This window comes from Chroococcidiopsis sp. CCALA 051, assembly GCF_003015105.1.
Classification (GTDB): domain Bacteria; phylum Cyanobacteriota; class Cyanobacteriia; order Cyanobacteriales; family Chroococcidiopsidaceae; genus Chroococcidiopsis; species Chroococcidiopsis thermalis.
In genome coordinates this window covers 45,329-64,402 of sequence record NZ_PYCI01000013.1, presented here as the reverse complement: position 1 = coordinate 64,402, position 19,074 = coordinate 45,329, and the positions used below count along the sequence as shown (strand labels likewise).

The following is a 19,074-nucleotide window of genomic DNA, read 5'->3' as shown; positions in this document are numbered from 1 at the left end:
TGGAGCCAATCGGATGAATTTAGCAGCAGCCAAAACATTTCTCGAATCGCATCAAGTCAAGTTCGTGCTGGCGCAATTTGTCGATATTCACGGGGTTGCGAAAACGAAAGCCGTACCCGTGGCTCACTTTGAAGATATTTTGCATCCAGGAGCCGGATTCGCCGGATTTGCGGTGTGGGGATTGGGTATGGAGCCGCACAGTCCAGATTACATGGCAGTTGGCGATCTCTCAACTCTATCGCTCGTCCCCTGGATGCCTGGATTTGCGCGAATTGCTTGTGTCGGTCACGTTAAAGGCAAACCTTACCCTTACGATGCTCGCTATATCTTGATGCAGCAGATCGAGCGATTGCAGCAGCGAGGCTGGACGCTTAATACCGGAGTCGAGCCAGAATTTGCCTTACTTCGTAAAGACGAACGGGGGCAGATTTACCCGTTTGATGCTACCGATACCTTGGAGAAACCCTGCTATGACTTTCGCGGATTGTCGCGCAGTGCGATTTTTCTGGAAAAACTCGTCACTCACCTGCAAGCAGCTGGCTTTGACATTTATCAAATCGACCACGAAGATGCCAACGGACAGTTTGAGATTAACTATACCTACACCGACTGCCTCACGACTGCCGATCGCTACATCTTTTTCAAAATGGCAGCGTCAGAAATTGCTAAAGAACTGGGACTAATTTGCTCGTTCATGCCGAAACCGTTCGCCAACCGCACGGGTACGGGAATGCACATTCATATGTCCATAAGCGATGGCAGCTCGAATCTATTTGCTGACGACAACGACTCGCGGCATTTAGGACTCTCAAAACTAGCCTATCATTTTCTGGGTGGCTTACTCGCTCATGCCGAAGCACTCACTGCTATCTGTGCCCCAACGATTAATTCCTATAAGCGGCTCGTCGTGGGGCGATCGCTCAGCGGTGCAACTTGGGCTCCAGCTTACATCACCTACGGCGACAACAATCGTTCCAGCATGGTACGGATTCCCAGCGGACGTTTAGAACTGCGGCTTGCCGATGGCTCCTGCAATCCTTATCTTGCCACTGCTGCCGCGATCGCTGCTGGATTAGATGGTATTGATAAAGAAATCGATCCTGGCGAACCCTATAACTTGAATTTGTACGATTTATCGGAGGTAGACCTTAAAGACAAAGGTATTCGCACTTTACCCCAAAGTTTGCACGAAGCGATCGCCGCTCTGGAATCAGATGAAGTCATCAAAGGTGCGTTGGGCGTGTTGGCAAATGAATTTATTAACTTGAAACGGATGGAATGGGTGGAATATATGCGTCATGTTTCGCAGTGGGAAGTGGAACGATACTTGGAGTTTTTCTAAAAAAGTTTTTGTATAGTGAGATCCCCCAACCCCCTTAAAAAGGGGGCAATAGTTTCCTCCCTCTCTAAGGTTGGAGCAACCGACGTAAATTCTTCGCTATATTTCCTGAAAAAGAGGCTTCATTCCCCCCTTAAAAAAGGGGGATTAGGGGGGATCGAGATCTCTAACTTCAGTGCGTAACTCTCAAGGTTTTCTAATAAATAAATGTAGGTGCGATCGTGTGTGGAATTGTCGGACTACTAATTAAAAAACCAGAATGGCGAGAATCGCTTGGCGAACTCATGGTTCCCATGCTGATTGGCATGAGCGATCGCGGACCCGATTCTGCCGGACTTGCTGTATTTACTGCTACCCTGCCAGAGCCGCAGCGCAAATACAGCCTCTATTCAAAAGACAAATTCGATTGGGATTTGAGGCGATCGTTTCAAGCTGTTTTCGGGACTACACCTGAGATTCAGATCGATGGCAATCGGGCAGTGCTAATTTCGGATCGAGAACCAGATCGCGTCAAACAATGGCTCAAAGCAAAACATCCAAACCTGCACCTGTTGTCAACAGGTCGGACGATCGATCTCTACAAAGACACGGGAAAACCTGCTATGGTAGCCGATCGCTATAATTTCTCGGCGCTGAAAGGTTCCCACGCGATCGCCCATACCCGCATGGCAACAGAATCAGCAGTGACTCCCGACCGCGCACACCCGTTTACGGCGGGAGAAGACTTTTGCCTAGTACATAACGGTTCCCTTTCCAATCCTTACTCGATTCGTCGTCGCTTAGAACCGCTTGAGATTCACTTTGAAACCGACAACGACACGGAAGCAGCTTGTCGCTTTTTGGAATGGCGGATGCGGGAAGGGGACGATCTAGAAACTGCAATTAAACAAGGCTTTGTAGAGTTAGACGGCTTTTACACGTTTCTGATGGGAACGGCAGACAAACTCGCTCTGGTGCGAGATGCCTTTGCCTGTAAACCTGCGGTGGTTGCTGAAACTGATGAGTATGTGGCGATCGCCTCGGAGTTTCGCTCTCTAGCACACCTACCCGATGTCAAAAACGCCCATCTTTACGAACCCGCACCGGAGGAGTTATACGTATGGACGGTGTAACTATGGAAAAGGTGACATTCGACCTCGCCCAAACCCCACTACGCGCAGTCAATCACTACCTGCATCACAACCTGACTCAAACTGGAGGACACGCGATCGAGATCCTCAACCCCGATGGAGCGCATAATATTGCGGTGGGACTGAATGCCCCAGTTGAGGTAAAAATCCTCGGTCATGCAGGCTACTATGCGGCAAGCATGAACCAGCTAGCAAACGTGACGATCGCCGGGAATGTAGGAACGGGTGTTGCCGAAAACATGATGTCCGGTCGGGTGCATGTCAAAGGCTTTGCCTCGGTTTCGGCTGGAGCCTCCGCCCACGGAGGGTTATTAATTATTGATGGTGATGCCAGCCTGCGTTGCGGTATTTCGCTTAAAGGAGCAGATATTGTTGTCGGTGGCAGTGTGGGCAGCTTTGCCGCATTCATGGCACAAGCTGGACGGATTGTAGTCTGTGGAAATGCAGGGGAAGCACTGGGAGATTCGCTTTACGAAGCCGTAATTTACGTCCGAGGTAGCATTAAATCGCTCGGTGCTGATGCTCAACTCGAACCCATGTCTGAAGCTGATTATGCAACCGTAGCCGAGCTATTAGCAAAAGCAGGTTTTTCCCACAATCCCCAAGATTTCAAACGGGTTGCTTCCGCCAAGCAACTCTATCACTGGAATGCGGACGCAAATACAGTGACCAGTGACCAGTAACCAGTGACCAGTGAAGACAGGAAACAGGAGACAGAAGTTATGACCGATCGCTCGCTACACCCTACACCCCACACCCCACACCCCACACCCTCTTCATCGCATCAATCCCTCTCTCGCGAAGAATCTTGGGGTTACGATCGCCGCATCCTCAACTACATTCAAAACGCAGCGGCACACGGTCTGTACGAAATTCGCGGTTTGGGCGCAAAACGTCGGTTGCCGCATTTTGACGATCTGGTGTTTCTGGGTGCGTCCATGTCCCGTTATCCGTTGGAAGGCTATCGGGAAAAATGCACTACTAAGACGATTCTCGGCACTCGTTACGCCAAGAAACCGATTCAATTGGAGATTCCGATCGCGATCGCGGGGATGAGTTTTGGTTCGCTATCGGCTAATGTCAAGGAAGCCTTGGGACGTGCGGCAACCGCAGTCGGGACTTCTACCACAACTGGGGATGGTGGCATGACAACGGAGGAACGGCTGTCTTCAAAAACCTTAATTTATCAATGTCTGCCTTCTCGCTACGGCTTCAACCCTGACGACGTGCGCAAAGCAGATGCGATCGAAATTGTGGTGGGTCAAGGGGCAAAACCAGGTGGTGGCGGGATGTTACTCGGACAGAAGATTAATCCCCGTGTTGCCCAGATGCGGACTTTACCAGAGGGAGTCGATCAGCGCTCTGCCTGTCGTCATCCCGATTGGACGGGTCCCGACGATTTAACGATCAAAATTCAGCAATTACGCGAATTGACCGATTGGGAAAAACCGATTTTTGTCAAAGTGGGTGCATCACGAACTTTTAACGATGTCAAGCTGGCAGTTCATGCCGGAGCGGATGTCGTGGTCGTCGATGGGATGCAAGGGGGGACTGCGGCGACGCAAACCGTGTTTATCGAACACGTTGGTATTCCCACTCTGGCAGCAGTGCGGCAGGCAGTGGATGCCCTGGAAGATATGAATATGAAAGGTGAAGTACAACTAATTGTTTCAGGTGGTATTCGCACGGGAGCCGATGTTGCCAAAGCGATCGCGATGGGTGCAGATGCGGTTTCGATCGGTCAAGCAATTCTGATGGCGTTGGGCTGCAACAGTGAGACTTACGTGCAAAAGGGGACGCATCATTCGGCGATAGAAGACTATACGGCGATCGGCACAGCACCAGGTTACTGCCACCACTGCCACACCGGAAAGTGTCCTGTGGGAGTGACAACCCAAGACGAAATTTTGGAGAAACGCTTAGAACCAGAAGTTGGCGCTCGTCGAGTCAAAAACTATCTGCAAACTCTAAATATGGAACTAACCACGATCGCCCGTGCTTGCGGTAAGCAAAACGTGCATCACTTAGAACGGGAGGATCTCGTCGCGTTGACGATCGAAGCTGCTGCGATGGCACGGCTTCCCCTGGCAGGAACTAACTGGATTCCTGGCGTTCAACCTATGTAATCTCTGGCTTAAAGCCCTTAATGTCCAGCCACGATTGCAGGCATCAACACGGTATCAATAGCGTGAATTGTGCCGTTGTCAGTCACAATATCAGTTTTGAGGATGCTGGCATCATTATTGACTTTAATTGTACCTTTAGCTGACTCAATTGCTAAAACTGAGCCTTCAACTGTCTCTACTTCGTCAATTTGTCCTAAATCGTCAGATCTCACGTCGCCAAAAGCAACATGATAAGTCACGATTTTTTTCAGTTTAGGAAGATCTTGCAGCAGCGAATCTAAAGTTCCCTCTGGCAGTTTGGCGAAGGCTTCGTCAGTTGGAGCAAAAATTGTAAAAATGCCAGGACTCCTAAGAGTTTCTCTCAGTTCGAGAGCATCAATAGCTTTTATTAAAGTTTTGAAGTTTCCCGCATTGGTAGCAGTTTCTAAAAGGTCAGCCATGAGGTAATGCAATTTGATTCATGTAGTACAAGATACTTATAAATTGATTGGGTATCATATAGCTTCTATCAAGAGAGAGGTTGCTAAGAATTAGTTATGATATTTTTAAATCGGTAATTGACTAACTCTACTTCAGTCTGCTACACAGTGTTTAGAAAAGTTTGGTTATTTCTGATTCTCTTCGTGGTTGGGACGATCGCTTTTACAGGTTGCATGACTGCTAGACAGCTAGAACCTGGAGTTGTCACCGTCACTCTCAGCGGTTGGAGCAATCTCAACGAAAAACAACTGCTGCAAAAGGTTTTGAGAGATTTTGAAGCCAAGCATCCACGCATCAAGGTGAAATATGATGCGATCGCTGATGAATATATGGATGTGATGAAAACTAGGCTGATTGGCGAAACAGCCGCAGATGTCTTCTATTTAGAAGCTTTTGCTGCTCCAGAAATTATGCGTCCAGGAGTATTAGAACCGTTAGATGGCTATATTGCTAAAAATTTCAACTTAGCAGATTTTTATCCTCAATTTCTTCAGGCATTTCAAAAAAAGCAAATAATTTACGGTTTACCTAAAGATTATTCTACCCTTGCCCTATTTTATAACAAAAAAGCTTTTCAGTCTGTTGGTCTATCTCAGCCGCCTCAAACTTGGGAGCAATTGCGAGAATATGCCAAGAAATTAACAGTGGATCGCGATCTCGATGGGAGAGTCGATCGATATGGTTTTGCTTTAGTTCCAGAACTTGCTCGCCAAGTTTTTATTATCGAAGCTTTTGGGGGAAAGTTAATCGACTCGAATGGAAAAGTCGCCTTTGCCAGTCCAGAGAGTTTAAAAGGTTTACAATTACTAGTAGATTTATATCGCTTAGATAAATCAGCAGCTCAACCTTCTGATGTTGGCACGAGTTCATCTGGTGAAATGTTCGGTCAAGAAAGGGTCGCAATGGCGATCGATGGTCCTTGGTTAATTCCTTATTTAAAAGAAACTTTTCCTCAGCTTGAGTATGCCACGGCTGAAGTTCCAACTATTAACCAGAAAAAAGGCACAATGGCTTATACAGTTGCCTATGTGATGAATCAAAAATCGAAACATAAAGCAGCAGCCTGGGAATTAATCTCTTACTTAACCGGACAAGAGGGAATGCAAGCCTGGACGAGCCAAGGTTCTGTATTTCCTACCCGTAGATCTGTAACTGATACCCTACAAGCCGATCGCAATCCTCTTTATTCACCTTTTATTGCTGGAGCTGAATATGCTACTATTTGGCAATTAAATGAAGACTTACCAATTATTCTCAATAATTTTAACAATCAATTTGTGAGCGCTATAATCGGTCAGCAAAGTTTAGTAGAGGCAATGACAAAAGCGCAGAAAACTGCCAATCAAGAAATAGCTTTATCAAATTAAACATAGAAATGAGAGTGATTGGCGATCGCATTTTTAAAAATAAACCTCAGCCGAGAAAGACTTCGGTAGGTTATCTTTTCATGGCTCCTACAATTATTATTTTAGGAGTATTTGTACTTTTACCTATTCTGATTGCCTTTGTTCTAGCTTTTTATAAGATTCAGATTTTAGGAGAATTTAACTATAGATTCAACGGCTTCAAAAACTTCGCTCGTCTCCTCAATGACGATCGCGTGTGGATTGCCCTCAGAAATACGGTTGAGTATGTGGCGATCGTCGTCCCAATTCAAACTATAATTGCTCTCGGCTTGGCTTTAATTCTAAATGCTAACTTAAAAGGTAAAAATTGGTTTAGAATTATTTTTTTTATGCCGACAGTTACTTCCTCGGCAGTATTAACGATAATATTTTTATGGATGTATAATTCAAATGGTTTAATAAATAGCGTTCTGGCTTTTTTAGGTTTACCAACTTATAACTGGATTGGCGATCCAAATGTTGCTTTAAAAGCAATTACAATTATGAATATTTGGTCAACAGCACCTTTATTCATGGTTATTTATCTAGCTGCTTTACAAGATATTCCTGAAAGTCTTTACGAAGCAGCAGCAATTGATGGCGCAAGTTGGTGGGATAAACTAGTTTATATCACTCTACCAAGTCTAAAATCTGTCACATTTTTTGTGGTTGTGATGGGGATTGTTGGTACATTCCAATTATTCGATCAATCATACATTTTCTCTCGCGGTACGGGTGGTCCAGATAACTCGACCTTAACAGTCGTGCTGCTCATTTATCAATATGCTTTCAAAAGCTTGGATATGGGTTATGCCGCAGCAATTGCTTTGATTTTAGCTTTGGCGATCGCCATTACTACACTAATGCAACGTTATTTTTTCTCCGAAAAGGCGAATTAATCCAAACGTTATAATACATATATTCGCTCGATCGCACCAGACAGCCAAACGCTACATCGCTGTAAGGAGGAAAAGCTATGAGGTTAGCAAGATTACTGACAGCAATGCTGGCGATCGCATCACTAGCGATCGCCCAACCTGCACGTTCGGACGAAGAACCGATTTTCGATCTTTCTGAAACTCAGTTGCGGTTACCAGGAGAATCAGGAGCTGAGTTAGAAGCTAGGAACGAGCGGCAAAGAGCAGAATTTAATACGGATATTACCAGAGCGCTATACGAAATCGAACAAACTAGAACTTTTGCCCAACCCATTCAAGCAGAATTTCAAAGGAGAGTTTTCGACCTCGAACATCGTCCTTTTACCCCCGATCCAGCTAGAGATCTACCGAGTAATTTCAGGCTATGAGCAGTCAGCAAATTTCACTTTTGCTAGCTAATCCTACCGACTACACAATTGTTTTTAATGCTTCTTTAACACTAGAATATTGATAGTTGAAACCCGATGCTTGAGTACGTTCGGGTAAAACCTGTTGCCCTTCTAAAACCACGATCGCCCCTTCTCCTAATAATGCCTCAATCGCAAGGTTGGGAACGGGCAACCAGGAGGGACGCTGCATCACCTCTCCCATCGCCTGGGCTAACTCTGACATCCGTACTGGATTTGGTGCTGTTGCATTAAACACTCCTTCCATTTCCGGTTTTGTCAATGCTGCGATAATTAAGTTTACCAAGTCATCGCGATGAATCCATGAAAACCACTGGCGACCGCTACCGATGGGACCACCAGCAAAAAGTTTGAAGGGAGTAATCATTTTGGCGATCGCACCTCCCATTCCTAAGACAATTCCAAAGCGCAAAATTACCAATCGCGTTCCCAATTCCTTCACTTTCTGCGCCTCTGCTTCCCACTCCTGACAGACTTGGGCGAGAAAATCACTACCAGCAGGACTAGATTCATCAAATGTCGCAGTTTCACTCGTCCCGTAGTAGCCAATTGCCGAGGTATTGACTAACACGCTAGGTTTGGGATTTGCTTTGGCGATCGCCTCGACAACTTTTTGCGTCCCTAGCTTGCGGCTATTGAGAATTTCTTGTTTGCGTTGGGGTGTCCAGCGTCCTTCACCAATTGGTTCTCCGGTTAAGTTGACTACGCCATCACAACCCGCGATCGCATCTTGCCACGCACCCGATTCTGTCGGTTTATAGGCAATAATTTCTACATTTGGAAAAGCTGATTTAGGAAATACTTTTTCTGCCTTATTGACATTACGACTAAATACGACAACTTGATGACCTTCTGATTTTAGTCGTTCGACCAGACGACTACCAACAAATCCAGTGGCTCCAGTAATTGCTACTTTCATAAATCTAGGGAGTGTGATTACGTTCTTAGTAAGGGCGCATAGTTATGCGCCTTTATTCTATTTATTTGATTCGCTGAAAGCCATACCGTTAGCCTCTGCATAGCGATTCATAAACCGCATAAATCTCTCCCAGTGGTCTTCTTGCTCGATCGCAAATGTACAATCTAAGCGTTGAAATTCATCTCCGTCCATGCCACCAAAAATGAATTTTGTCGAGTCAGGCGTGACTTGGATTTCACCTTCTTCATCGACCAAACGCACGAAGTTATTGAATTTTTTGGTAAAACTATTGAATCTTTCCAAAGATTTGAGTTGCTCAAAGCGCAGTAAAACCGAACGAACTCCCGAACGGCGATCGCGGCGTAAGCTAACGTTACTCAGTTCTTCGGGAATCCCTTCAAAGAAATAAATTGCAGCTACAGAAGTCATTAGACAGTGACCAGTGACCAGTGACCAGTGACCAGAACAATTTGCATTTGGTCAACATATATTAATTATCCCTCTAAAGTGAATGCTTAAAACAGGCATTGACTCAAATCTATAATCTTTCAGTGGTATTAATGTACTATGATGGTAGGCGATCGCACTTATTCGTAATGCGACCACATCCTCAAGATCTTGACTGTTTTCGCTTCTTTGATGACTTCGTACACTAATCGGTGTTTGATGTTGATACGACGAGAATAAGCTCCTTCCAGATCGCCGCTCAATTTCTCATATGGGGGAGGGTTGGTAAAAGGATTGTCAGCTAAAATATCTAAGAGTTGCTCCATTTTATCAAAAAGCCCAACAGAGCGTAATTTAACTGCATCCTTAGCTGCTTGCTTCGTCAATCGAATCTGCCAGCTCACGCTTGAGATCCTCCCAAGAGATACATTCTTCGACTGGAGTTGCCATCCCGTCTTTAATTGACTCCTTCATTCCAGGTATTGACAGCAAGTACATAGTCTCTTGGATAGAGTTCCAGTCTTCTTGAGAGATGAGAACGGCGCTGTTTCGCTTGCCTGTAATCAGGATTGGTTTGTGAGTTTCCGATACTCGATCTACGAGACTAAATAAGTTGGTGCGAGCCTCAGATGTAGAAACAGCATCCATTGCTTCTTCCATATTTGCAATTCATGTGTTTTTGCTCTATTGTACAACATAGCGTACAAGTAGTGGTGATTTCTCGCACCTCTGATGGGTGTGGAGATGTCTATTGTCTGGACTTGAGTGCTGTACTGATAGGTGGTAAAGTTGGGCAAATCATTGAATATCGCGTTAGGCTAATGCGATCGCCTCAACTTTGACGCGGTAGTCCTGTTCTAAATGACAAGGGGAAAACAAAGCCCCCTTTTGAAGGGGGTTGGGGGATCGATATCTGAAAATTCAAGCGCGTAACTCCTGTCACGATCGAGCGATCGCCTTTTTGCAAACTAATTTGCCAGCTAAGTGCTTGGTATGTGTCCTTTTCGGAAAGCCTTTTGGATCAGAATTAAAAGCATTCCAATTCCTGCAAATATCAACGCCAAAATGTGACTTGCAGGAGAAGCAAAAGCCACCAAAACGAGATCGAACAGTAACGCGATCGCCGGAATTATATAAGGAACCCGAAACCCACTAGTTTCAGGTTCTCGACGTTTGATCGACAGTAGTGAAAGGTTGACCAGACAAAACATTGCCAGAATCAAGGTGGCAGTGGTTCCTGCTAAAAATTGCAGTGTCCCGGAGAGCGCTAGAAAAATGGCAATGGGTAAAATGACCAACAGCGTTCGATAAGGCGTGGCTCTACGTCGATGTAATTTTCCTAACCAAGCTGGTAGCAGTCCTTCACGCGACATCCCAAACAACAGCCGCGATGCTGTGACAAAATTGAGCAGCGCCGTATTGAGTACGGCAAACAGAGCAATGATTGTAAAAATGACCTGGGGAAAATTGGGCTGCGCTCGACGCACCACATCCAGTAGCGGAGCGCTAGAAGCAGCAAGATCTGAGGGATTGAGTACCTGAATTGCCAGCCAGGAGACGAGTATATAGACGACACCCGCGATCGCCAAAGCAAGTAAGATTGCTCTTGGCACGTTGCGTTCGGGATTTTTGACTTCTTCCGCCACATTGACAATATCCTCAAATCCAATGAAGGCATAGAAAGCCAGTGCTGCTCCCTGAATCACTGCCGTCCAACCGATTGCTGGCGCGTTGGGAACAGCAGCAGGATTAACCGTGCCACCACCGCTCAAAAACAAGGTTGAAACCAAAATGACGATCGCAAGACCCGAAACCTCGACAGAGGTGCAAAAGATATTCAGAGCCGAGGATTCCTTCATGCCTCTGAAATTGACATATGCCAGCACAGAAAAAAGCGCTATGATAATCAGCCAATCTGGAATAGCTGGCGCAAAAGCGTTGAGATAGCCTGCAAATGCTTTCGAGAGCGTTGCCATTGAAACCAAGCAGGTACAAAACATCAGCCAGCCAACCAGGATCGAGAGCCAGTCAATGCGAAACGCCCTGTGGACAAAGCAGGCGACTCCACCACTTTGTGGAAATCGACTGCCTAGTTCGGCGTAACTTAAAGCCGTGAATGCCGCGACAATCATAGCGGTCAAGAACGAAGCCCAAACCAAAGTACCGGAAAGTCCAGCAATTTTTCCGACTACTGCATAAATTCCCGCACCCAGAATGTCACCTACTCCATAGACAACTAGAGTTGGCAATCCAAACACTCGTTTGAGCGAATCTGTTTCTACTACATCATTTACTTTCATGTAACTTTTTTATTTCATAATAATTTTCAATTCTGTAGCTTTTGCGATCGCTCGCATATAGAGTTGTCATAATGCTTTACGGTACAGCTGAGTCCCTGCTGCATCTGTATCGAGATCTACCGCTCATGGAGTAGGATTGCTGTAGAAGCACGAGCGCGAAAGCTAGCCGATCGCTCATACAGATTTCAAGTTTTGCGATCGCTATCAGATTTTTTACCTGCTCGTATTTAATACAATAGGTTTATAGACTGAAGTATGTCTCCAATATCCTTCCTAGTATTTGTTTTCCATAATCATTTAAGTGGTAATTATCTCGCATCCAAATGCTATATGGATTACCGTTAGCATCTGGTGAACCGAGACCAGCAGCGGTAGCCGATCCATAGATAAACTCACTTTGAATTCCTGTCATGTCCAGGTATTCTAGATTATTTGCATAAGCAAACCACAATAAGTTACCGCGATAATCATTAGGAATTGTCGTATTATTTGTCGGATTTTGATCGAGTTCCTTAATACTTGGATTCAGTTGATAGTCAATTGGGTTAGGATAGTTGTTAGGACTCCATGCTTTCGTCAACAACAAGATCTCGGTTTTGTGCTTAGTGACGCGATCGCTAGCTCTCACTTGGTTAACTACGCTTTGGAAATCACTTATGTTATTGCCATTGCTGATTCCTCCAATTATCAGCAGATCTGGCTTATATTTCAGTATGCAGTCCTGCACGCAATTTTTATAGTACTGAACCCCCGTACCACCTATTACAGAGGGGATAATTTCAACTTTACTACCAGGATACTCGCGTTCTAAAAAGACATCGATAGGTGCTGTTGCTGTATCATTCTGAATGCTGTCTCCAAGCATAACGATGCGGAGATTCTGCCCATTTCGTAACTTTTGCATCGTGAGCGGAATACGTTGCCATCGGCTGGTTTTGGGAACATAATTCAGTTTGGCAGGAAAGCTATTATAAATTCCGTCAGCCCACTGTGCTACTTCTTGGGAAGTTGTTGACTGTACGGTAATATCATCAATAAAAAGAGGCTGCGAACCGAGCGAGTGAAAATTGATTCTCATTTGAACTGGTAGTAGGCTCCCGTTCGCTCCAACAGTAGCTTTGGTTCGGAAACGAAATTCATTATGCACCCAGTTGTTCGACTGAAAAACACTAGAGAATGTAGCATCTGGTAATTGGTTGCCAGTTTGCTTGTCATAGAACGTCGCCGACCAATATCCATAACCAACACTTCCGGGGTTATTAGTCGTTCCAGGAGCTTTACTGTTGAACGAGAGCCGATACCATTGCAGGGGAGTGGTATTTAGTAGAGGACTCGACCATGCATCATCAAATGTATAGTTTGTAGGACCAGGATGCTGAACTCGAATGGAGCGAGTACCAGATGTACCCCCAATAACCCAACTAGCACCAGGACCACGAAATATCCAGCCTTCGGAAGTCGGGCTTCGTTCAAAAGTAGAATAGAGAATTATCGCTCCCACCAATACTTCAATCATTGTTAACAACCTTGTTTCAGAAGATATTTAGTGCTTGAGATGAGGTTGACTTATTAAAAATAGCCATCTGTTGTATAGAACTGGAGAATAAAGGTGATATGGAAGATATTGCTAGGTATCAATCTACATAAGCAATTCCTTTTTTTGAAATAACTACTTCAAACTCAGTTATCTTCAGATGACTAAGTAACGTTTCTGCTTTGACGAACAAGCTACTGATGTCTTCAGTTAAAAATACCAGTTAATTATTTTATAGATGGTAAAAACTACTCAAGTTATTCTATATGTCTACAATGCTATAGGTTTTTCTTTTATAATTACTGGCTCGTATAGATTTAACACCTAAACTTAGTAGCAGCGACACTAATAGATATTATTTTTTCAAGTTTTGAAGCAATTGAAAACTTTATCAAAAGCATTTATCGAAAGCATACTTCACAAATATCGATCTCGTGCTTCAGAATAACCTTTTATGCAACTGAATTGCGCTTAATAATATCTAAAGTTAAGATAGAAACTTATATTTAAAGTTTGTTATAAATTAGTTTAATTCTAGTCTATAGATATTGTCAATACGATAAATTCAATAAACATCGGAAATTATGAGTATTGATTTTGAATAATGATGGCGATCGCAAATAAGAGTTATCTAAAAATACGACTGTTATTGCCATATTTTTATCTTGGTAACGAGATTGCAAGGATAAAAGCGACGAGCTATTTAGTAAATTTAAACTTTACTAGGAAAAATCTACTTAATAGTAGGAAAAACTTCGATTTAGCACGTAATTTTTAAAAAAATTAATTTTATTTTGTATATCTGTATAAACGTAGATCGAGGATATCATCAAGATCTTTGCTTTTCAAATCTTTACCATTAGGAAATAAATCTCTTACTGTACTTACTAGTTGGTAGTCTTTAATGAATTCTTTGATGAATCCATGTAACTCCTTTGGAGCCGCTTGGTTAAATACGCCATAGAAATCTGGCGAGCCGTCAAAAGTATCATCAATTGGACGAGCGCCGACTGTACTAATAATCCATTCTGGAGGATTTTCTCTAAGTGAAGCAATGACTTTTTTAATATCGTTTAAAGTATAAAAATCACTATATGTAGTATCGACTAATGTTGGATTTTTACACTGTAATAAGGTATAAAGAACAGGTGCTGAACCATAGATAAAACAAGATTCACCTGGTTTAATATTTTGACGTAGCATTGAGAAAGCAACAGCTTTATCTTTTGGAACTTGAATAAATTTTGTCATTGGTGAATCTAGAGAATAGCGAACATCCCCATATAAACCCTTGTTACTAAATCCTCCTATTTGAGACACGGTAAATATAATAACTGTAATTCCAAGAAATAGTAAACAAAAGCTTTTTTTCCAGTAAGTAGGAACCTTAGATGACATTAATATAGTTATAATAGTTAGTGGCATCAACATTACAGAGTCTAAATATGCTCTGCCAGGCCACGACATCTGCATAGCCCAGGTCGAGCCGAGGGTGAGAGCTATTAGTAAGGGAAAAATTGGCTCTGGTACTCCTAAAAGTTTCTGACTGAATTTAGGAAAAATACAACTTCCTAAAAGAGCGAAGCTAAAGAATGTACTTGGTAAATCGTAGGTGAATAAAAGGGCTGTACTAGTAATTATAGTTGGTAAATTATGAGTATTTATTAAATGTCCTATCAGTGAAATACTCATTCCAATCAGTAATAGTGAAGGAAGTAGCAGTATCCCAATTAAGTTTACATTATATTTAGAATTTGCTTTGGTCGGATACTGAATTAATCTAAAGACTATTGCAGATAACAATATAGGAATAATAACAACTTTGACAACTTCTTTAATAGAAGAATCAAATTTAATACCACCTAAGAAAACATCTATTAATGCAGCAAATCCACCAACTCTCTTTTTCTCAGATGCATCTAAAAAAAGCTGTTGAAAGGCTGGGATAAGAGCTTGATTCAGAGCTAAGAATAAAACTAATGCTCCTAAACCTAATAGAAGACCTGTAATAAAAGGAGTAGTTAGAGTACGTAAATATTTTTTTGGGTTCCGTAAGGAATAAATTAAGATAACTCCTAATGTTACTAATATGCAAAGGGTTCCATTGCTCTGACGCGCTGCTATAACGAGAGCAAGAGAGAATCCAGAAGTAGCAATATATAGAAATGATAAAGTAGAACTTCCTTTTTCTAGCTTGTTTAACCCAAGAATAATGAAAAGAGCGGAAATCGACAAAAATAAGTATACGTAAGAAGTACTCCAGTGAACTAGTGAAGAGTTCATCAAAGCAAATCCACTACAAAGGGCTACTGATATAACCTGAGATGAGAATTGACGAAATATAAAATAATAAACTAGCAAATTAGTCGTCTTAACTATAAAAGCGGCGAACAAGCTAGCATAGTAACTTTGACCTAAAATATTTTGGAAGAAACCGTCAAAGATAATGGGTATAAAACCAACTTGGAATACATAGTCTCTGTAAGGAAAGTCATTATGAAGTAATCTATTGCCAAGATGAAAGTATAAAGCTGAATCTCTCCAATTCATGCCATAAAATGACCAAGGAAAAGAAGAGAAAAATGCGACAACTAATAAAATGATGAGAGCAAAACTCTTTTTATGATGCTTAAAACTAAGTAGAGTATTCATTTCATCCTTTGCTATTGAATCGAAAATTATTTTTTATTAGAAGTTTTTAAGTTCAACTAACTCGATATTGAATTAGTTTTAAGAAATTTGCAATACAGCATCTGCATTGAGTGCTACTTTTATACTATTATTCACGCTCCTTTCATCTGGATATACGTGTGCCATGCTAGCTATATAAAGATTGGGAATTGGAGTTTTGTAAGCTGGAATCTTGTCAGAAAAATTTTTATCGCAAACCGTAGCAGCTGTTTTTGTGCGAAAGACTTGGATATCTTTAATTCCTTTAGTTTCTAGATCGGGATAAATTGACTGTAGCTGTTTCTTAAAAAGACTAATAATTTCTGGATCGCTTTTAGATAATATTGGTTCCCTCCAAGTAGCATATCTAGATAAATACGTGACGTGTAACCCTTGATATTCCTTTGGAGATAAAAAGTTCGTTTGCTCGATTACGCCTCCAAAATCAAAACCAGGATCTCCGACATTTAACCAATAGATGTTACTTAAAGGTTTTTCTGTAACAACAACGACGCAGATAGCCCCAAAATATTCAATTTTTTCTAGCTGTTTGCGATAGTTAGAAAATTTGCTTGGAATGAGCTTAGCTAAATAAATGGTGGGAATAGTGACTAATATTTTATCAGCTCTAAACTCTCCTTGAGGAGTTTTTACACCTATAACGCGATCGTTCTCGAAGAGTAGCTCTATGACTGGAGTATTTTTGAAAATAATTACTTTCTTTTCTCTAAGTTTAACCTCAAGCGCATCAACTAATCTTTGTAGACTTCCCTTTAAATATCCTAGTTTTTCTTTTCCTTTGGAGCGAGATTTCAACCTCTGTGTCATTCGTCCAATCATCCAAGCAAGTGGAATCTTAGCGGCGTATTCACCAAATTTAATTTCAAGCATTGGATACCAAATAGTATTGGTAACCCGTCTCCCTGCCCACTTATAAAACCACTCTAAAGCAGAAATATTTTCATATTTTTGCCACTTTCTTTGTTTAGATAGAAATAAACTAGTTAGCCCAAAGCGGATTTTATCTAATAAGCTTAATTTTGGAAATTGTAATAAATCTTTTGTGGTTGTGAAAGGATGAATATTTCCATAACGATACATACCCATTTTTGTTTCAACAAATCGTACATCTTGAGAAAGATTTAGTTCTTTTAGTAGCCAGTTAATCTCTGCGTCGTGAGTAAAAAAGTGATGATAAAAGCATTCGAGCTTTGTTCCTCCAATGTCAAAAGTTGATAATAGTCCTCCTAGCTTACTAGAAGCCTCTAATAAAGTTACTTTTTCACCACGTTTAGCTGCGATGTAGGCAGATGCTAAGCCAGTTGCACCACCTCCGATAATTAATAGATTCATTGCTTTGTTCAAATCTCTTTTTGTGATTTAGATATAGATTGAATTATTCGGACTTTGTAATTGCAGTCTAAAAATTGCTCTGTGTAAAAGCTAGGTTTACTCAATTTCACTTTTCAGCTTTGTTAATGACGTAAAGCCAAAGTAAGGAATGTAGCTCAATCCCCAGATTGTTATAGGTAAATACTGACAGGCATGAATGACTACAATACAAGCTAAAGCCGTTTCTGATGGCACTTGCCAAACATTTAGAGCTAGCGTTCCGAAATATTGAAAAGCTCCTAAATATCCTGGAGCAGTTGGAGCTAGGATGCCTAAATTGACTAACCCCATTACAAATAAGGGAGCTGTTAGCGGCACTTCCAGTTCAAAAGCTTGAATAGCAATATGGAAAACGATTCCCTCCACTAACCAAATAGTAAGGCTCAATCCTAATATAGTTAAAGGAAGGAATGGAGTTCGCCACACTAATGTTAATCCTTTGGCAAACTGCTGGAGAAAATTTTGTAACTTTGTCGAAGGTAAAATATTAGTTTTTGTATCCCATAGAGAACGAGTCAAAGTTAACAGCACGACTATTGTTAACGCTCCTCCAAAGATAGCGAGTCCTAAACCTCCTATTGACGAAACCCATGTAGGAATGCTACTGTTTCTCGTTCCCAAATATAACAATCCTACTAGCACTAAACCATCAAAAATACGTTCGACTAGGATACTGGCTAGAGCAAAAGAGCGACTAATTTGACAACTTTTACCGATCGCCTGCGCCCTAACAATTTCACCTAAACGAGCTGGTAAGATATTATTGGCTCCATATCCTAAAACTACTGCTCCCAAAGAATCACCCATAGAAACTCTATGAGGAAGTAAAAATTTCCAGCGCCACGCTCTGATGATGAATCCTAAACAATATACTCCTACCATCGTTATGAGAGTGGATAAAGAAACTTTATTAAAAGCCTCTATTACCGATACCCAATCCAATCTACGGAAAACAAAGTAGAGAAAAATAAAACTAATTAACCACCCTAACCAAACTAGTGAATTGCGTTTCAAATTCTAATATCTCCTGGGAGAAGTGTCGCAGTATTGTAAGCCTCTTTTTTAGTTTCAAAACCATCCTGTTCTTTGACAATATAGAGTGGACGTTGCTTCACCTCATCAAAAATTCGCCCTAGATACTCACCAAAAAGTCCCAACGTTGTTAGTTGAGCGCCTCCAAGAAATAAAGTTGCTAAAATCAAAGATGTAAAGCCTGGTACATCTTGAGGAGAATAGCCGAAAACCCTAAATCCTAAAATCCGATGCAGGAAAAAGAATACAATACTTACTAAGGAAAAGAAACAAATGAATAGACCGAAAATGCCACTAACTTGTAAAGGTCGATAGGAGAAGTCGATCATGCCATCCAGGGCAAGACGCAAAAGTTTCTGAAACGTATATTTTACCTCTCCAGCAAAACGCTTATGTCGTTCGTAGGGAATACCAATTTGCCGATAACCTATCCAAGAGCGCAGTCCTCGGACAAAACGATTGCGTTCGGGCATGACATTCAACCAATCCACGATGGTTCTATCCATAATGCAAAAATCTCCTGAATCTAAGGGGATCTTAATAGACGAACACCACGCTAGTATGCGGTAAAAAATGTAGTAAGCAGAGCGTTTGAAGATATTTTCTTTTCTTTTAGTTCTAACTCCGTAAACTACTTGATATCCTTGTCGCCACTTATCTAAAAAGCGGTAAAGTTCTTCAGGAGGATCTTGCAAGTCAGCATCTATGACAGCTATCACATCGCCAGTTGTATAACGAAGACCTGCACTGACAGCTGTTTGATGACCAAAGTTACGAGAAAAACTAATATACTTAAAACGCGAATCTTTTTGATAGAGTTTGCGTAAAAGAGAAAGAGTTCGATCGGTACTTCCATCATCTACGAGGATGGCTTCAAACGCAGAATTCCAAGTAGGGGAAGCACCAACGATACGCTCGTAGAGCTTCGGAATATTCTCTTCTTCGTTGAAAAGTGGGATTACAATTGACAGCATT

The 19,074-nt window shown here is 42.0% G+C and carries 19 protein-coding genes; 8 read left to right on the top strand and 11 right to left on the bottom strand.

Annotation, left to right across the window (positions count from 1 at the left end; genetic code table 11):
• Positions 1-13: 13 nt before the first annotated feature.
• From glnT to C7Y66_RS05070, 4 genes are all read left to right on the top strand, one after another.
• Entirely contained in the window at positions 14-1,342 is a 1,329-nt protein-coding gene (gene glnT, locus C7Y66_RS05085) for a type III glutamate--ammonia ligase (protein ID WP_106544725.1), read from the top strand.
• 218 nt (positions 1,343-1,560) lie between these two features.
• Complete coding sequence (locus C7Y66_RS05080) at positions 1,561-2,451, top strand: class II glutamine amidotransferase (RefSeq protein WP_106544724.1); 891 nt, start codon at positions 1,561-1,563, stop codon at positions 2,449-2,451.
• Positions 2,452-2,453: 2 nt separating this feature from the next.
• The gene (locus C7Y66_RS05075) at positions 2,454-3,152 is read left to right on the top strand and encodes a protein glxC (RefSeq protein ID WP_106544723.1); all 699 of its coding nucleotides are present in this window, start codon (positions 2,454-2,456) and stop codon (positions 3,150-3,152) included.
• A gap of 39 nt (positions 3,153-3,191) precedes the next feature.
• Positions 3,192-4,595 carry an FMN-binding glutamate synthase family protein gene (locus C7Y66_RS05070; protein WP_106544722.1) on the top strand — a complete coding sequence of 468 codons (1,404 nt, stop codon included), beginning with the start codon at positions 3,192-3,194 and terminating at the stop codon, positions 4,593-4,595.
• A gap of 17 nt (positions 4,596-4,612) precedes the next feature.
• On the opposite strand, the gene C7Y66_RS05065 is transcribed toward C7Y66_RS05070, so the two are convergent.
• On the bottom strand, positions 4,613-5,035 hold the full coding sequence (locus C7Y66_RS05065) for a fasciclin domain-containing protein (protein ID WP_106544721.1): 423 nt from the start codon (positions 5,033-5,035) through the stop codon (positions 4,613-4,615).
• A 147-nt stretch (positions 5,036-5,182) separates the two neighbouring features.
• On the opposite strand from C7Y66_RS05065, the gene C7Y66_RS05060 reads away from it, so the two are divergent.
• From C7Y66_RS05060 to C7Y66_RS05050, 3 genes are all read left to right on the top strand, one after another.
• Positions 5,183-6,442, top strand: a complete 1,260-nt coding sequence (locus C7Y66_RS05060) for an ABC transporter substrate-binding protein (protein ID WP_106544720.1) — start codon at positions 5,183-5,185, stop codon at positions 6,440-6,442.
• A gap of 8 nt (positions 6,443-6,450) precedes the next feature.
• Positions 6,451-7,359 (top strand): carbohydrate ABC transporter permease, encoded by a 909-nt coding sequence (locus tag C7Y66_RS05055; protein WP_233222534.1) that lies wholly within the window; start codon positions 6,451-6,453, stop codon positions 7,357-7,359.
• Positions 7,360-7,436: 77 nt separating this feature from the next.
• Positions 7,437-7,766: a hypothetical protein gene (locus C7Y66_RS05050; protein ID WP_106544719.1), complete on the top strand. Its 330-nt coding sequence runs from the start codon at positions 7,437-7,439 to the stop codon at positions 7,764-7,766.
• A gap of 40 nt (positions 7,767-7,806) precedes the next feature.
• On the opposite strand, the gene C7Y66_RS05045 is transcribed toward C7Y66_RS05050, so the two are convergent.
• From C7Y66_RS05045 to C7Y66_RS05030, 4 genes are all read right to left on the bottom strand, one after another.
• Positions 7,807-8,724 (bottom strand): TIGR01777 family oxidoreductase, encoded by a 918-nt coding sequence (locus C7Y66_RS05045; RefSeq protein ID WP_106544718.1) that lies wholly within the window; start codon positions 8,722-8,724, stop codon positions 7,807-7,809.
• A gap of 57 nt (positions 8,725-8,781) precedes the next feature.
• Complete coding sequence (psb28, locus tag C7Y66_RS05040) at positions 8,782-9,153, bottom strand: photosystem II reaction center protein Psb28 (protein ID WP_015156580.1); 372 nt, start codon at positions 9,151-9,153, stop codon at positions 8,782-8,784.
• A gap of 158 nt (positions 9,154-9,311) precedes the next feature.
• The gene (locus C7Y66_RS05035) at positions 9,312-9,575 is read right to left on the bottom strand and encodes a Txe/YoeB family addiction module toxin (RefSeq protein WP_015156579.1); all 264 of its coding nucleotides are present in this window, start codon (positions 9,573-9,575) and stop codon (positions 9,312-9,314) included.
• A complete protein-coding gene (locus tag C7Y66_RS05030) occupies positions 9,538-9,831 on the bottom strand; it encodes a type II toxin-antitoxin system Phd/YefM family antitoxin (protein ID WP_233222533.1) in 294 nt (97 codons plus the stop codon). Before C7Y66_RS05030 ends, C7Y66_RS05035 begins: the two co-directional genes overlap by 38 nt.
• Positions 9,832-9,881: 50 nt before the next feature.
• On the opposite strand from C7Y66_RS05030, the gene C7Y66_RS32825 reads away from it, so the two are divergent.
• A complete protein-coding gene (locus C7Y66_RS32825; protein WP_255409934.1) occupies positions 9,882-10,013 on the top strand; it encodes a hypothetical protein in 132 nt (43 codons plus the stop codon).
• A 138-nt stretch (positions 10,014-10,151) separates the two neighbouring features.
• Here the strand turns inward: C7Y66_RS32825 and C7Y66_RS05025 are convergent, their stop codons facing one another.
• The 6 genes from C7Y66_RS05025 to C7Y66_RS05000 form a co-directional block, all read right to left on the bottom strand.
• Positions 10,152-11,471: an APC family permease gene (locus C7Y66_RS05025; protein ID WP_106544717.1), complete on the bottom strand. Its 1,320-nt coding sequence runs from the start codon at positions 11,469-11,471 to the stop codon at positions 10,152-10,154.
• Between the two features lie 241 nt (positions 11,472-11,712).
• Positions 11,713-12,987, bottom strand: coding sequence for a hypothetical protein (locus C7Y66_RS05020; RefSeq protein ID WP_106544716.1), 1,275 nt, complete (start codon positions 12,985-12,987; stop codon positions 11,713-11,715).
• A gap of 807 nt (positions 12,988-13,794) precedes the next feature.
• On the bottom strand, positions 13,795-15,657 hold the full coding sequence (locus tag C7Y66_RS05015) for a hypothetical protein (protein WP_106544715.1): 1,863 nt from the start codon (positions 15,655-15,657) through the stop codon (positions 13,795-13,797).
• A 78-nt stretch (positions 15,658-15,735) separates the two neighbouring features.
• Entirely contained in the window at positions 15,736-17,028 is a 1,293-nt protein-coding gene (locus C7Y66_RS05010; protein ID WP_106544714.1) for an NAD(P)/FAD-dependent oxidoreductase, read from the bottom strand.
• A 96-nt stretch (positions 17,029-17,124) separates the two neighbouring features.
• Entirely contained in the window at positions 17,125-18,081 is a 957-nt protein-coding gene (locus tag C7Y66_RS05005; protein ID WP_106544713.1) for a lysylphosphatidylglycerol synthase transmembrane domain-containing protein, read from the bottom strand.
• On the bottom strand, positions 18,078-19,073 hold the full coding sequence (locus tag C7Y66_RS05000; RefSeq protein WP_015156571.1) for a glycosyltransferase family 2 protein: 996 nt from the start codon (positions 19,071-19,073) through the stop codon (positions 18,078-18,080). Before C7Y66_RS05000 ends, C7Y66_RS05005 begins: the two co-directional genes overlap by 4 nt.
• Position 19,074 lies beyond the last annotated feature (1 nt).

Excerpts from the sequence above, each read along its gene's own strand:
- C7Y66_RS05075 (WP_106544723.1), top strand. The coding sequence starts at position 2,454 with ATGGAAAAGGTGACATTCGACCTCGCCCAAACCCCACTACGCGCAGTC.
- C7Y66_RS05045 (WP_106544718.1), bottom strand. The coding sequence starts at position 8,724 with ATGAAAGTAGCAATTACTGGAGCCACTGGATTTGTTGGTAGTCGTCTG.
- C7Y66_RS05010 (WP_106544714.1), bottom strand. The coding sequence starts at position 17,028 with ATGAATCTATTAATTATCGGAGGTGGTGCAACTGGCTTAGCATCTGCC.
- glnT (WP_106544725.1), top strand. The coding sequence starts at position 14 with ATGAATTTAGCAGCAGCCAAAACATTTCTCGAATCGCATCAAGTCAAG.
- C7Y66_RS05015 (WP_106544715.1), bottom strand. The coding sequence starts at position 15,657 with ATGAATACTCTACTTAGTTTTAAGCATCATAAAAAGAGTTTTGCTCTC.
- C7Y66_RS05030 (WP_233222533.1), bottom strand. The coding sequence starts at position 9,831 with ATGGAAGAAGCAATGGATGCTGTTTCTACATCTGAGGCTCGCACCAAC.
- C7Y66_RS05065 (WP_106544721.1), bottom strand. The coding sequence starts at position 5,035 with ATGGCTGACCTTTTAGAAACTGCTACCAATGCGGGAAACTTCAAAACT.
- psb28 (WP_015156580.1), bottom strand. The coding sequence starts at position 9,153 with ATGACTTCTGTAGCTGCAATTTATTTCTTTGAAGGGATTCCCGAAGAA.
- C7Y66_RS05020 (WP_106544716.1), bottom strand. The coding sequence starts at position 12,987 with ATGATTGAAGTATTGGTGGGAGCGATAATTCTCTATTCTACTTTTGAA.
- C7Y66_RS05000 (WP_015156571.1), bottom strand. The coding sequence starts at position 19,073 with ATGCTGTCAATTGTAATCCCACTTTTCAACGAAGAAGAGAATATTCCG.
- C7Y66_RS05055 (WP_233222534.1), top strand. The coding sequence starts at position 6,451 with ATGAGAGTGATTGGCGATCGCATTTTTAAAAATAAACCTCAGCCGAGA.
- C7Y66_RS05050 (WP_106544719.1), top strand. The coding sequence starts at position 7,437 with ATGAGGTTAGCAAGATTACTGACAGCAATGCTGGCGATCGCATCACTA.
- C7Y66_RS05025 (WP_106544717.1), bottom strand. The coding sequence starts at position 11,471 with ATGAAAGTAAATGATGTAGTAGAAACAGATTCGCTCAAACGAGTGTTT.
- C7Y66_RS05070 (WP_106544722.1), top strand. The coding sequence starts at position 3,192 with ATGACCGATCGCTCGCTACACCCTACACCCCACACCCCACACCCCACA.